This window comes from Variovorax sp. dw_954 (assembly GCF_018449755.1).
Classification (GTDB): Bacteria; Pseudomonadota; Gammaproteobacteria; order Burkholderiales; family Burkholderiaceae_C; genus Variovorax.
On record NZ_JAAVVD010000005.1, the window covers coordinates 208,237 to 222,244 of the forward strand.

General features: G+C 66.2%; 12 protein-coding genes. 1 reads left to right on the forward strand and 11 read right to left on the reverse strand.

Translation table 11 applies throughout. The features are described from left to right. Window positions 1–10: 10 nt before the first annotated feature. From prmB to HB681_RS11035, 8 genes are all read right to left on the reverse strand, one after another. The gene (gene prmB / locus HB681_RS11000; RefSeq protein WP_213954842.1) at window positions 11–877 is read right to left on the reverse strand and encodes a 50S ribosomal protein L3 N(5)-glutamine methyltransferase; all 867 of its coding nucleotides are present in this window, start codon (window positions 875–877) and stop codon (window positions 11–13) included. Beyond that, complete coding sequence (dapE, locus tag HB681_RS11005) at window positions 874–2,046, reverse strand: succinyl-diaminopimelate desuccinylase (protein ID WP_213954843.1); 1,173 nt, start codon at window positions 2,044–2,046, stop codon at window positions 874–876. Before dapE ends, prmB begins: the two co-directional genes overlap by 4 nt. A 67-nt stretch (window positions 2,047–2,113) precedes the next feature. Continuing rightward, window positions 2,114–3,262 carry a PilT/PilU family type 4a pilus ATPase gene (locus tag HB681_RS11010; RefSeq protein WP_213954844.1) on the reverse strand — a complete coding sequence of 383 codons (1,149 nt, stop codon included), beginning with the start codon at window positions 3,260–3,262 and terminating at the stop codon, window positions 2,114–2,116. A 37-nt stretch (window positions 3,263–3,299) separates the two neighbouring features. Then, a complete protein-coding gene (gene dapD / locus HB681_RS11015) occupies window positions 3,300–4,124 on the reverse strand; it encodes a 2,3,4,5-tetrahydropyridine-2,6-dicarboxylate N-succinyltransferase (protein ID WP_213954845.1) in 825 nt (274 codons plus the stop codon). Between the two features lie 40 nt (window positions 4,125–4,164). After that, window positions 4,165–5,370, reverse strand: coding sequence for a succinyldiaminopimelate transaminase (gene dapC / locus HB681_RS11020; RefSeq protein WP_213954846.1), 1,206 nt, complete (start codon window positions 5,368–5,370; stop codon window positions 4,165–4,167). 8 nt (window positions 5,371–5,378) lie between these two features. After that, window positions 5,379–6,725 carry an amino-acid N-acetyltransferase gene (argA, locus tag HB681_RS11025; RefSeq protein ID WP_213954847.1) on the reverse strand — a complete coding sequence of 449 codons (1,347 nt, stop codon included), beginning with the start codon at window positions 6,723–6,725 and terminating at the stop codon, window positions 5,379–5,381. A 31-nt stretch (window positions 6,726–6,756) separates the two neighbouring features. Next, complete coding sequence (locus HB681_RS11030; protein WP_213954848.1) at window positions 6,757–7,176, reverse strand: PIN domain-containing protein; 420 nt, start codon at window positions 7,174–7,176, stop codon at window positions 6,757–6,759. Further along, the gene (locus tag HB681_RS11035; RefSeq protein WP_213954849.1) at window positions 7,176–7,421 is read right to left on the reverse strand and encodes a DUF6364 family protein; all 246 of its coding nucleotides are present in this window, start codon (window positions 7,419–7,421) and stop codon (window positions 7,176–7,178) included. Before HB681_RS11035 ends, HB681_RS11030 begins: the two co-directional genes overlap by 1 nt. 72 nt (window positions 7,422–7,493) lie before the next feature. Between HB681_RS11035 and hrpA the strand changes: the two genes are divergently transcribed. Then, a complete protein-coding gene (gene hrpA / locus HB681_RS11040) occupies window positions 7,494–11,435 on the forward strand; it encodes an ATP-dependent RNA helicase HrpA (protein WP_213954850.1) in 3,942 nt (1,313 codons plus the stop codon). Window positions 11,436–11,555: 120 nt separating this feature from the next. Here the strand turns inward: hrpA and HB681_RS11045 are convergent, their stop codons facing one another. The 3 genes from HB681_RS11045 to HB681_RS11055 form a co-directional block, all read right to left on the reverse strand. Further along, window positions 11,556–11,714, reverse strand: a complete 159-nt coding sequence (locus tag HB681_RS11045; protein WP_213954851.1) for a DUF3309 family protein — start codon at window positions 11,712–11,714, stop codon at window positions 11,556–11,558. A gap of 107 nt (window positions 11,715–11,821) precedes the next feature. Further along, window positions 11,822–12,994, reverse strand: a complete 1,173-nt coding sequence (locus HB681_RS11050) for a pyridoxal phosphate-dependent aminotransferase (protein ID WP_213954852.1) — start codon at window positions 12,992–12,994, stop codon at window positions 11,822–11,824. Window positions 12,995–13,032: 38 nt separating this feature from the next. Next, complete coding sequence (locus HB681_RS11055; RefSeq protein ID WP_213954853.1) at window positions 13,033–13,974, reverse strand: CysB family HTH-type transcriptional regulator; 942 nt, start codon at window positions 13,972–13,974, stop codon at window positions 13,033–13,035. Window positions 13,975–14,008: the final 34 nt, after the last annotated feature.

Below are 14,008 nucleotides of genomic sequence, written 5' to 3' on the forward strand. Positions count from 1 at the left end.
CTCAGGGTGTTCAGGCGGCCAGCGCTTCGCGGGTGAGCAGCAGGACCTGGTCGTCGCCGGCCGAGGTCTCCAGCCACAAGGTCTCCAGCGTGGGAAAAGCAGCTTCGAAGTGCTCGCGCTCGTTGCCGATCTCGAGCACCAACACAGCCCCCTCGCTCATCACCGCGGGCGCGGCGGCGAGCAGCGTGCGGATGAAGTCCATGCCGTCCGTGCCGCCGGCCAGCGCCAGTTCGGGCTCCGCCTCGTACTCCGCGGGCAGCGCAGCCATGCTGCCGGCATTGACGTAGGGCGGGTTGCAGAGGATCAGGTCGTACGGGCCGGGCAAGGCGCCCAGGCCATCGGACTGCACCAGCGTGATGCGTGTGTCGAGCTGGTGCCTTGTCACGTTGATGGCCGCGACTTCGAGCGCTTCCGTCGATATGTCAGCCCCGGTCACGTGCACTTCCGGGTAGGTCATGGCTGCCAGCACGGCGAGGCTGCCGTTGCCGGTGCAGAGGTCGAGGACGTGCCGGGTCTTCTCGTCAAGCCAGTAGTCGATGGTGCCGTCTGCCACCAGCTCGGCGATGAAGCTGCGCGGCACGATGGCGCGCTCGTCGACGAAGAAGGGCACGCCCTGCAGCCAGGCCTCCCTGGTGAGGTAGGCGGCTGGCTTGCGCGTACCGATGCGCGTCTTGACCAGCTCTGCCGCGCGTTCGGCGTCGGCCGGCGCCACGGGCTTGTCGGCCACCGAATCGAGATCGTCGATGGGCAGGCGCAGTTGCCACAGCACCAGCCAGGCGGCCTCGTCGAATGCGTTGGTGGTGCCGTGGCCGAAGGCGACGCCGGCGTCGGTGAGTTGCTTCGCGCCGGCTTCGATCAATTGGATGACCGTTGTCATGCGCGCGCTGCCTGTTCGAGCTTCTCCAGCGTGCGCCGGTAGATGTTCTTCAACGGTTCGATCGCGTCGACGGCAATGTGCTCGTCGATCTTGTGGATGCTGGCGTTGACCGGCCCCAACTCGATCACCTGCCTGCAGATCTTGGCGATGAAGCGCGCATCGCTGGTGCCGCCGCTGGTCGAGAGTTCGGTGACGATGCCGGTCTCGTCACGGATCGCGTCCTGCACCGCCTGCACCAGTTCCGCAGGCTGCGTGAGGAAGGGCAGGCCGCCGACGGTCCAGTCGAGCTTGTAGTCGAGCCCGTGGGCATCGAGCACCGCATGCACTTTCTTCTGCAGCGATTCGGGCGTCGACTCGGTCGAGAAGCGGAAGTTGAAGTCGATCACCGCAGCACCCGGAATGACGTTGCTCGCGCCGGTGCCCGAGTGGAAGTTGCTGATCTGCCAGCTGGTCGGCTGGAAGTGCGCATTGCCGGCGTCCCAGCCGCCGGTGGCGTTGATGGCGACCAGTTCCGCCAAGGCCGGCGCGAAGGCATGCACCGGGTTCTTGGCCAGGTGCGGGTAGGCGATGTGGCCCTGCACGCCGTGGACGGTGAGCTTGCCGCTCATGGTGCCGCGCCGGCCGTTCTTGATCATGTCGCCGCAGCGCTCGACCGAGGTGGGCTCGCCGACGATGCAGTAGTCGACGACCTCGCCGCGCGCGGCCAGCGTGTTGCAGACGATGACGGTGCCGTCGACGCCCGGGCCTTCCTCGTCGCTCGTGAGCAGCAGGGCCAGCGAGAGATGCGGATCGGGCGTGGCGGCCAGGAACTCCTCGATGGCCACTACGAAGGCCGCCAACGAGGTCTTCATGTCACAGGCGCCGCGGCCGTAGAGCAGGCCGCCGCGGTGCGCCGGGGTGAAGGGGTGGCTGGTCCACTGTTCGAGCGGGCCGGTGGGCACCACGTCCGTGTGGCCGGCGAAGGCGATGGTCTTCGCGCCGGGCGTAGTGGCGGTGCGCCTGGCCCACAGGTTGGTCACGCGGAAGTCGGCGGGGCCGCTTTCGATGGTCTCCAGCGTGAAGCCCAGCTTCGCCAGCCGCTCACCGAGGATCTGCTGGCACCCTCCGTCGTCCGGGGTGACAGAGGGGCGCGAGATCAGTTGTTCGGCAAGGTGCAGCGTGCGGGACATCGGTGGGGCGGTGCGTCAGGGAGGTGGCGGATTTTGCCCGACCTGCCTGTGCCGGACCGCCTCCGACTCAAAACTTCACGTCGAGCGTGATGTCGGTGAAGGTGGGTTCGTCGAGCTGGTCCAGCAGGGCCCGGTCGTCGGTGTTGGTGGCCGGGTTGTTGCGGTTTTGCAGGCGCCACATGAGGTTGGTCGGCGAGTCGGCCTGGAGCATGCCTTCCTCGCGCGTGACGCGCTCTTCGAGAATCAGGCGGGCGATATCTTCCTCGAAGGTCTGCGAACCCTCGGCCATCGACTGTTCCATCGCTTCCTTGACGCTGGAGAAGTCGCCCTTCTCGATGAGCTCGGCCACCAGGGCCGAATTCAGCATCACCTCCACGGCGGGCACGCGCACACCGGCCGGCGTGCGCATCAGGCGTTGCGCCACGATGGCGCGCAGCGACGAGCCCAGGTCGGACAGCAGCGTGCCGCGCACTTCCACCGGGTAGAAGCTCAGGATGCGGTTCAGCGCACGGTAGCTGTTGTTGGCATGCAGCGTGGCCACGCACAGGTGGCCCGATTGCGCGTACGCGATGGCGGCCGTCATGGTCTCGCGGTCGCGGATCTCGCCGATCTGGATCACGTCGGGCGCCTGGCGCAGCGCATTCTTCAGCGCGACCTGGAGCGATTGCGTGTCGCTGCCCACGTCGCGTTGGTTGACCATCGACTTCTTGTTGGTGAAGGTGAATTCGATCGGTTCCTCCACCGTGAGGATGTGGCCGCTTGCATGTTCGTTGCGGTAATCCAGCATCGACGCCAACGTGGTCGACTTGCCCGCACCCGTGGCGCCGACCATGAGGATCAGCCCGCGCTTCTCCATGATCAGCGTCTTGAGGATGTCGGGCAGGTTCAGGTCGGCGAAGGTCGGGATGATCGATGCGATGTGGCGCACCACCACCGCGTAGCTGCCGCGCTGGCGCATGGCGCTGATGCGGAAGTTGCCGAGGCCCTCGAGCGCGATCGCCATGTTGAGCTCGCCGGTGCGTTCCAGCTCGGCCACGCGGCTTTCATGCACCACCTCGGACAGCAGCGAAAGCGGCGCCGCCGCTGGAAGCACCTGGCCGTTGATGGGAACGCAGTTTCCATTGATCCGGATCAGCGCCGGCGAATTGGCCGAGAGGTAGATGTCGGAGGCCTTTCGTTCGGCCATCAATCGCAGGATGCGTTCCATCGTATTCATCGGCACTCTTTCCAGCAAAGAAACGGAAGAAGAAAAATCAGTCGCGCAGCAGGTCGTTCAGCGAGGTCTTGGCACGGGTTTGTGCGTCCACGCGCTTCACGATGATTGCAGCATAGAGGCTGTAGCGGCCGTTGTCCTTTGGGAGAGACCCGCTGATGACAACAGAGCCTGCCGGCACGCGACCGTAGGTGATTTCACCGGTTGCGCGGTCGTAGATGGGTGTGCTTTGGCCGATGTAGACGCCCATCGACAGCACCGAGTTCTCTTCCACGACCACGCCTTCCACCACTTCCGAGCGGGCGCCGATGAAACAGTTGTCCTCGATGATGGTCGGGCCGGCCTGCAGCGGCTCGAGCACGCCGCCGATGCCGACGCCGCCCGAGAGGTGCACGTTGGCGCCGATCTGCGCGCAGGAACCCACGGTGGCCCAGGTGTCGACCATGGTGTTTTCACCGACGTATGCGCCGATGTTCACGTACGACGGCATCAGGATCGCGCCCTTGGCGACGAAGCTGCCACGGCGGGCCACGGCGGGCGGCACGATGCGCACGCCGGCTTCCTTGAGTTCACCGGCCGACAGGTGCGAGAACTTGGTCGGCACCTTGTCGTAGAAGCCCAGCGAGCCGGCCTGCATCTGTTCGTTGTCCTTCAGGCGGAACGACAGCAGCACGGCCTTCTTGATCCATTGGTGCACCGTCCACTGGCCGACGCCCTCGCGCGTGGCCACGCGCAGGTGGCCGTTGTTGAGCTCGGAGATCACATGATCGACCGCCTTGCGCACCTCGGCCGGCGCGTCGGTTGCGGACATGTTGGCGCGGTCTTCCCACGCGGCGTCGATGGTTTGCTGGAGTTGCTGGGTCATGGATGAAGTCTCGGAAGTCGAATGCAAGAAAAGGGCCGTGTCATTGGCCCGACTGGATGAACTGGACGATGCGGTTGGCGGCAGCCACGCACTCGTCGGTGCCTGCCACAAGCGCCATGCGGATGCGGCCCCGGCCCGGATTGACGCCGCCGAAGTCGCGGGCCAGATAGCTGCCGGGCAACACCGTGACATTGTATTGAGCGTACAAGTCGCGGGCGAAGGCGGCATCGTCGCCCTCCCACCGGGCGGGCACGCCGGCCCAGAGGTAGAAGCTCGCATCGGGCAGCTTCACGTCGAGCACGGGTTCGAGCAGCGGCGTGACGGCGGCGAACTTGGCACGGTACTGGGCGCGGTTCTCAACGACGTGATGCTCGTCGCCCCAGGCTGCGATGCTGGCGGCGGCGACGGCGCCGCTCATCGCGCTGCCGTGGTAGGTGCGATAGAGCAGGAAGCTCTTGATGATCGAGGCGTCGCCGGCCACGAAGCCGCTGCGCAGGCCGGGCACGTTGCTGCGCTTGGACAGCGAGGTCAGGGCGATCAGGTTCTTGAAGTCGCTGCGACCCAGCCTGGCCGCGGCTTCGAGGCCGCCGAGGGGCGGTTCCTCGCGGAAGTAGATCTCGCTGTAGCACTCGTCGGAGGCGATGACGAAGCCGTGCGCGTCCGAGAGCGCGAACAGCTTTTTCCACTCGTCGAGCGGCATCACGGCCCCGGTCGGGTTGCCCGGCGAGCACACGAACACGAGTTGCGCGCGCGCCCAGACGTCCGCCGGCACGCTGTCCCAGTCGACGGCAAAGTTGCGGTCGGCGCGGCTCGGTACGTAGTACGTTTCGGCGCCGGCCAGCAGCGCCGCGCCTTCGTAGATTTGATAGAACGGGTTGGGCGAGACCACGATGGGGGCCGGCTTCGCGCTGGCATCGACGACGGTCTGCGCCAGCGCGAACAGCGCCTCGCGCGAGCCGTTCACCGGCAGCACCTGCGTGGCCGGATCGAGCGCGAGGCCGTAGCGGGTCTGCAGCCAGTCGGTGAAGGACTTGCGCAGCTTCGGCTCGCCCGCGGTGGCGGGATAGGCGGCCAAGGCGCCCAGCCCCGCGGTCAGCGCGTGCTTGATGAAGTCCGGCGTCGGATGCTTCGGCTCGCCGATGCCGAGGCTGATGGGCGCGAGCGCCGGGTCGGGCGTCACGCCGGCGAACAGCTGGCGCAGGCGCTCGAAGGGATACGGTTGGAGTTTGTTCAGTAACGGATTCATGTCGAGGGTCAGAGCTTCTTCACGAGCACCTGGCTCTTGCGGTCCCAGTTGTACTTGCGCTTGCGGGCCTCGGGCAGCCAGTCGGGATCGACCTGCACGAAGCCGCGCTTGATGAACCAGTGCATCGTGCGCGTGGTGAGCACGAAGATGCTTTCGAGGCCGGCCGCCTTGGCGCGTTGCTCCACGCGCTTGAGGATCTTCTCGCCGTCGCCCTGCGCCTGCACGTTGGGCGAGACGGTCAGCGCGGCCATCTCGGCGGTGCGGGCCTCGGGGTAGGGGTAGAGCGCGGCGCAGCCGAAGATCACGCCGTCATGCTCGATGACCGTGTAGTGCCCGATGTCGCGCTCGATCTCGGTGCGGTCGCGCTTGACCAGCGTGCCATCGCGCTCGAAGGGCTCGATCAACTGCAGGATGCCGCCGATGTCGTCGGCGGTGGCTTCGCGCAGCGACTCCAGCTTTTCGTCGATGACCATGGTGCCGATGCCGTCGTGAACGTATACCTCCAGCAGCAGCGAGCCATCCACCGAGAAAGGCAGGATGTGGTTGCGCTCCACGCCGGCCTTGCAGGCCTTCACGCAGTGCTGCAGGTAGAAGGCGGAGTCGGTCGGGCGTTGGGCCGGTGGCAGGTTGGCCAGCAGTTTTTCGGCGGCGTCGAGCGGTAGTTCGGTGTCGATCGGGTTGTCTTCGCTGACCGGCAGCGTGGGGTCCAGCGGTATGCCGGGCACCTCGGTCAGGAAGATGAGCTTGTCGGCCTGGATCGAGATGGCGACACTGGTCGCGACCTCTTCCATCGTGAGGTTGAAGGCTTCGCCGGTGGGCGAGAAACCGAAGGGCGAGATCAGCACCATCGCGCCGAAGTCCAGGGTGCGGCGAATGCCCGAGGCGTCGACCTTGCGCACCAGGCCTGAGTGCTTGAAGTCCACGCCGTCCAGCACGCCCACCGGACGCGCGGTGATGAAGTTGCCCGAAATGACGCGCACCGTGGCCCCGGCCATCGGCGTGTTGGGCAGGCCCTGGCTGAACGCGGCCTCGATCTCGTAGCGCAACTGGCCGGCCGCTTCCTGGGCCGAGTCCAGCGCCACCTCATCGGTGATGCGCATCCCGTGGGAATAGCGCGCCTCATGGCCCTTGGCGCGCAATTGTTCGTTGACCTGCGGGCGAAAGCCGTGCACCAGCACCACCTTCACGCCCATCGACTGGATCAGGGCCAAGTCCTGCGCGATGCTCTGCAGCTTGCCGGCGGCAATGGCTTCGCCCGCGAGGCCAACCACGAAAGTCTTGCCGCGATGCGTGTGGATATAAGGCGCCACCGAGCGAAACCACGGAACGAAGGTGAAATTGAAGACGGTCGACATGAAGGGCGGAGGGTTGTCGGATCGGCGGGAATCAATCCTGAATGAATGGATTCTCGACGACAAGCTTGCCGAAACGCTGGCCGTGCTGCCCGTCCTGCGAAACGAGGACGTCGGCGTTGGACCGCAACGCGGCTTCGAGGATCAGCGCGTCCCACCATTGAAGGCGGTGCTTCTGCGCGAGTTCGGCGGCAGCCAACACGCTGTCGGCGGTGGCACTGACCACTTCGAATGCGCACAACTGGGCCACCTGGCTGGCGGCTTCGCGGGCGCTCAAGGGCGGGCGCAGCTTGCGCGTGGTGACGTTGTAGAACTCCTGCAGCACCTGCGTGCTGAGCACAATGGAGTCTTCCTTGAAGGCCCGCTCGAAGCGTGCGAGCGCGATTTCACGGCGTGCGGGGTCGCCGGCATCGACGGCATACACCAGCACGTTGGTGTCGAAGAAGGTACTCATCAAGCGGAGGGATAGGGGCGGTCGTGCGCGTCGTCGCGCGTCCAGCTTGCGCCCTCGCTGTTGGCCTTGCTGCGGCGGGCGGCCGCGATGAAGGCTTGTCCTGCCGTCTGCTGGCGGTCGTTGCCCTGGGCGTACTCGGCGAGGAACTCGCGGATGCGCGCGCTGACCGAAGTGCCTTCGTGGATGGCACGGATGCGGGCCTTGCGAATCAGCTTCTCGTCGACTGAGATGGTCAGGTTAGTCATTGGAACTCTTCCAAAGTCACACGAAAACCAGTGTAGCACGTGAACCTGTGCAGTGCGATAATTGACGGGTTCATGAGCACCATTCCCCCCGAAGCCGTTCGCCCGCGCGCACCTCTCGTCATCGAGTTCCCCGAATCGCTGCCGGTCTCCGCGCGGCGCGACGAGATCGCCGCGGCCATCCAGGCCAACCAGGTGGTGATCGTCTGTGGCGAGACAGGGTCGGGCAAGACGACGCAGTTGCCCAAGATCGCCCTGCAACTGGGCCGCGGCAAGATCAACGCCGCGCCGGCGAACGGCAACGCGCCTGCGGTGCAGGGCCGGCTGATCGGCCACACGCAGCCGCGGCGCATCGCTGCGAGCTCGGTCGCCAAGCGCATCGCCGAGGAGTTGAAGACACCGCTCGGCGAAGTGGTCGGCTTCAAGGTGCGCTTCCAGGACCGGCTGAGCCGCGACGCCTCCGTCAAGCTGATGACCGATGGCATCCTGCTGGCGGAAACGCAGTCCGACCCGCTGCTGAAAGCCTACGACACGCTGATCATCGACGAGGCCCACGAGCGCTCGCTGAACATCGACTTCCTGCTGGGCTACCTGCGCGAGATCCTGCCGCGCCGGCCTGACCTGAAAGTCATCGTGACCTCGGCGACCATCGATGCGGACCGGTTTGCCACGCACTTCGCCTCCAAAAAAGGGCCAGCGCCGATCATCTACGTCTCGGGCCGCACCTTTCCGGTCGAGCAGCGCTGGCGCCCCTTCGAGGAATCCCGCGAGTACGACCTGAACAACGCCATTGCCGATGGCGTCGACGAGTTGTGGCGCGACCCGCACAACGCCGGCGACATCCTGATCTTCCTGCCCGGCGAACGCGAGATCCGCGAGGCGGCCGAGCATCTGCGCAAGCACCTGGCGCACCTGCCGCTGTACCGCGGCGCCGAGGTGCTGCCCTTGTTCGCGCGCCTCTCGCAGGCCGAGCAGGACCGCATCTTCGAAGGCCACAGCGGTCGCCGCGTGGTGCTTGCCACCAACGTGGCCGAGACCTCGCTGACCGTGCCGGGCATCCGCTACGTGATCGATACGGGAACCGCGCGCGTCAAGCGCTACAGCTTCCGCAGCAAGGTCGAGCAGTTGCTGGTCGAGCCGATCAGCCAAGCGGCCGCCAACCAGCGTGCGGGGCGTTGCGGGCGGGTCGCAAACGGCATCTGCATCCGCCTCTATGACGAGAAGGACTTCGCGGGACGGCCGCGCTTCACCGATCCGGAAATCCTGCGCTCCTCGCTGGCCGGCGTGATCCTGCGGATGAAGTCGCTGCGGCTGGGCGACGTGTCGCGCTTTCCTTTTCTTGAATCGCCGTCGCCGCGGGCGATCGCGGATGGCTACCAGTTGCTCAACGAGCTTGGCGCGGTCGACGATTCCAACGAACTGACCGCGATCGGGGGCGAACTGGCCCGGCTGCCGCTCGATCCGCGCGTGGGCCGGATGATCCTGGAGGCGCGTTCGCGCGGGGCGCTGGAAGAGGTGCTGGTGATCGCGTCTGCGTTGAGCGTGCAGGACGTGCGGGACCGGCCAATGGAGGCGCAGCAACAGGCGGATCAGGCGCATGCGAAGTTCGATGATGAGCGCAGCGAGTTCAGTGGGTACTTGCAGCTTTGGACGTGGATTCATGCGGCGCGGGGGGGGCAGCCCTCGGCCCGGCCCTCTCCGGCAGGCGGGGGTGAGGGTCACCCGACTCACAAGCTCACCAACCGCCAATACGAACAACTCCTGCGCCAGAACTTCATCAACGTCCGCCGCGTGCGCGAATGGCGCGACACCCATTCGCAGTTGCTCACCGTCGTCACCGAGCACAAGTGGAAGATCAACACGCAGCCGGCCAGCTACGAGCATCTGCACCTGTCGATGCTGGCCGGCCTGCTCGGCAACGTCGGCTGGAAGGTCGAGGACGACGAGACCTACCTCGGCGCGCGCGGCATCAAGTTCTATCGCCATCCGGGCGCGCACCTGAAGAAGAAGCCGGGCCGCTGGATCGTGGTCGCCGAGCTGGTCGAGACCACGCGGCTGTTCGGCCGCGGGATCGCCAACATCGAGCCGCAGTGGCTGGAGCAGGTCGCAGGGCATCTGCTGAAGAAGCAACTGCTCGATCCGCATTGGGAGAAGAAGGGCGCGCAGGTCACCGCGCTGGAGCGCGCCACCCTGTATGGGCTGGTCATCTACAGCGGCCGTCGCGTCGACTTCACCCGCGTCGATCCAGTCGCGGCGCGCGAGATCTTCATACGGGAAGCGCTGGTCGGTGGCCAGTGGGACAGCAAGTTCCCTTTTCTTGCCGCCAACCGCAAGCTGGTGCGCGAGGTCGAGGGCCTGGAGCACAAGGCTCGCCGGCAGGACGTCTTGGTCGACGACGAACTCATCTTCGCCTTCTATGACGCGCAACTGCCGCCCGACGTGGCCAGCGGCATCAACTTCGAGAACTGGTACCGCCAGGCATCGGTCACGCAACCGCGCCTGCTGTTCCTCACGCGCGACGAACTCATGCGTCACCAGGCGGCCGGCATCACGACGCAATCCTTCCCGCCGACGATCCGGCTCGGCGGCGTCGATTGCGCGGCCACCTACCTGCACGAACCGGGCGATGCACGCGATGGCCTCACCGTCACGGTGCCGCTGTTCGTGCTCAACCAGGTCAGCGAGGAGCGCAGCGAATGGCTGGTCACCGGCATGCTCAAGGACAAGATCCAGGCGCTGCTCAAGAGCCTGCCGCAACGCCCGCGTTCCCGGCTGGTGCCCTTGCCTGAATCGGCATCGCGGCTGGCCGAGGAAATGGCGATGCCCGAGGCCTTCGGCGCCGGCTCGTTGACCGATGCGCTGCTGAAGAAGGTGCGCGACATCACCAGCCTCGACGTGAAGCGCGCCGACTTCAAGCTCGACATGCTGCCGCCACACCTGTTCATGAACCTGCGCGTCGTCGACGAGCATGGGCGCCAGCTCGGCATGGGGCGCAATCTGGGCGCTCTCAAGGCGGAGCTGGGGGCGCAGGCGCGCGGTGCGTTCCAGGCGCTGGCCGGGCTCAACGTCAAGAAGGCGCCGGACACGAAGCCCTCACCCGCCCCGGGTGGCCAGACCCCGGCGGCGCAAGGCGCAAGGGCGCCGGAGCCCGCGCTGCCAGCCGGCCAGCGCTACACCACCTGGACCTTCGGCGAACTGCCGGAGTTGATGGAAGTGCGGCGCGGCGCACAGTCGCTGGTCGGTTTTCCGGCCCTGGTCAATGACGGGCATGCGGACGGCGTCACCATCGAGGTGTTCGACGAGCCCGCCGTTGCGGCTGCCAGGCACCGCGCCGGGCTGCGCCGGCTCGTCGCCCTGCAACTCAAGGATGCGCTCAAGTACCTGGAGAAGAACATCCCCGACCTGCAGAAGATGGCCGTGCAGTTCATGCCCCTCGGCACGGTCGAGGAGTTGCGCGCACAGATCATCGATGTCGCGCTGGACCGCGCCTTCCTGCAGGAGCCATTGCCCACCGATGAATTTGCCTTCAGGCGCCGCATCGAGGAAGGTCGCGGCCGGCTGACCCTGATAGCCAACGAGGTCGCGCGGCTGGCGGGCACGATCCTCGTCGAGTACGCGACGGCGGCTCGCAAGATCAAGGACACCAAGGTGCAGCCCGATTCGGTGCAGGACGCCGCGCAGCAACTGCAACGCCTGGTCGGCAAGCGCTTCGTCGCCGACACGCCTTGGCCGCAGCTGCAGCATTTCGCACGCTACCTGAAGGCGATCACCGCACGGCTGGACAAGCTCCGCGCCGACCCCGCGCGCGACACCGCCCGGCTCGTCGAACTGAGGCCGCAGGAGCAAAGGTATTGGCGTCTGGTGGCGGAGCGCAAGGGCGCGGTCGACGACCGCATGCTGGAGTTCCGCTGGCTGCTGGAAGAGTTGCGCGTGAGCTTCTTTGCGCAGGAACTGCGCACGCCGCAGCCGGTGAGCGTGAAGCGTCTGGACAAGGCCTGGGCGCAGCTCAATACATGAAGGCCGCTTGCGCGCTTGTCGCAGGCAACCCACCGTGCCCAAGCCGTACTGGATGCCCGAGAGCGCACCGACACAGCGGGGAAAAGAGGGCCAACCGGGTGCTGGCCCGTTCGCCGCGCGCTATATGTGGCCGAGCACCGCCAGGATGACCACGACCACCAGCACCAGGCCCAGGCCGCCGCTCGGGCCGTAGCCCCAGTTGCGGCTGTAGCCCCAGCTTGGCAGCGCGCCGACCAGCAACAGGACCACCACGATCAGCAGGATCAACGAGAGCGACATGACCTTCTCCTAAGAGCTTTGCGAAGGAGTCCATGGTCAGCTCGCGCCGTCCGTCCGCGCCGGGGACAGACGGCCCTTCGGAGGTCAGGCGAAGTCGCCGCAGCGTGTCAGAGCCGGGCGAGTCGCTCCAGCGCCGAAAGCAGCGTCTCATCCTTCTTGGCGAAGCAGAAACGCACCACGCGCTGGTCGAAGCCATCGCCATAGAAGGCCGACAGCGGTATCGCAGCCACGCCGATCTCGCCGGTCAGCCAGAGGCAGAACTCCGACTCGGACAGGTCGCTCACCCCGGAAATGTCGACGCATTGGAAGTAGGTGCCCTGGCTCGGCAGCAAGCGCAGCCGTGTCTTCGCCAGGCCCGCGGCGAACAAGTCGCGTTTGCGCTGGTAGAAGGCCGGCAGTTCCAGGTAGGGCGCCGGATCGGCCATGAACTGCGCCAGTGCATGCTGCATCGGCGTGTTGACCGTGAAGACGTTGAACTGGTGCACCTTGCGGAACTCGGCCGTGAGCGGCGCCGGCGCGGCCACATAGCCGACCTTCCAGCCCGTCACGTGATAAGTCTTGCCAAAGCTGCTCACGATGAAGCTGCGTGCCGCCAGGCCCGGGTAGCGCGCCACGCTCTCATGCCGCAGCGGCGCATAGACCATGTGCTCGTACACCTCGTCGGCGATCACCAGCACCTCGGTGGGCGCGAGCAACGCCTCGAGGCGGCGCATCTCGGCATCGGTCCACACAGTCGCGCTCGGGTTGTGCGGCGTGTTGACGATGATCGCGCGCGTTCGGGGCGACAGGGCGGCCGCGATCTTGTCGAAGTCGGGCCGGAAGGTGCCCGGCGTCAGCGGCACGCGCACGACGATGCCGCCGGCCAGTTCGATGTTGGGCACGTAGCTGTCGTAGCAGGGTTCCAGCACGATCACTTCGTCGCCCGCCCGTACCACCGCGAGGATCGCCGTGATGATGGCCTGCGTCGCCCCGGCCGTGATCGTGATCTCGTCCGCCGCGCTGTAGCGGTGTCCGTAGAGCGCCTCGACCTTGCTGGCGATGGCGTTGCGCAAGGGCAGCACGCCGGGCATCGGCGGATACTGGTTGTGGCCGGCGGCCATGGCGTCGGTCACGGCCTGCAGCAGCTTCGGGTCGCAGCCGAAATCCGGAAAGCCCTGGCCCAGGTTCACCGCATTCTTCTCCGCGGCCAGCGCCGACATCACGGTGAAGATGGTCGTGCCGACGGACGGCAGCTTGGTGGTGATATCGGGGGTGCGTGGGGCGGCGATGACGGTTCTCATGGTGTCGTGGCTTGGGTGGTTCTTCGACATTGTGCAGTTCACATCCCGAAGTCCTCGTTGTGGCCGCTCAGGGCCTTGGCGATCAGGTTGCGGTCGAGCCGGTCGCTCAGCAGTTCCGCGAACTTGAAGACGAAGTTGCGCAGATAGGCGCTGCGCTTGAAAGCCACGCGCGCAATGTTCTGGCCAAAGATGTGCCCCATCGGCTTCACCACCAGGTCGGCATTGGTGTCGTCGCGCACCGCCATCTCGGCCACGATGCCCACGCCCAGCCCCAGGCGCACATAGGTCTTGATCACGTCCGAATCGATGGCCTCGAGCGCGATGCGCGGCGAAAGCTTCTTTGCCGCAAAGGCGTGGTCGATGCGGGTGCGCCCGGTGAAGGATGGGTGGTAGGTGATGATCGGTTCGTGGGCCAGGTCTTCGAGCGATACGCGCTCCTTGCCCGCCAGCGGATGGTCTTTCGGCAGCACCAGCACGTGCTGCCATTCGTAGCAGGGCAGGGTCACGAGTTCGGCATAGGCATCCAGCGACTCGGTCGCGATGCCGATCTCGGCCACCTCGTCGATCACCATGCGCGCCACCTGGTCGGGCGAGCCCTGGTGCAGGCTGACGTTGACCTTGGGGTAGGCCTCGCGCAACTTCGCCACCGGCACCGGCAGCACGTAGCGCGCCTGCGTGTGGGTGGTCGCGATGGACAGCGTGCCGCTGTCCTGCGCGCTGAACTGCTCGCCGATGCGCTTGAGGTTGCCTACCTCGCGCATGATGAGTTCGATGCTGGCGATGACGTGCTGGCCGGGCTCGGTCACGCGCTTCAGGCGCTTGCCGTGCCGCGCGAAGATCTCGACGCCGAGTTCTTCCTCGAGTTCGATGATCGCCTTGGAGACGCCTGGCTGCGAGGTATGCAGCGCCTTGGCCGCCTCGGTCAGGTTGAGATTGCGGCGCACCGCTTCCTGGACAAACTTGAATTGGTGCAGGTTCATAACGAATGGTGTCCTTATATGGATTTCATTATGC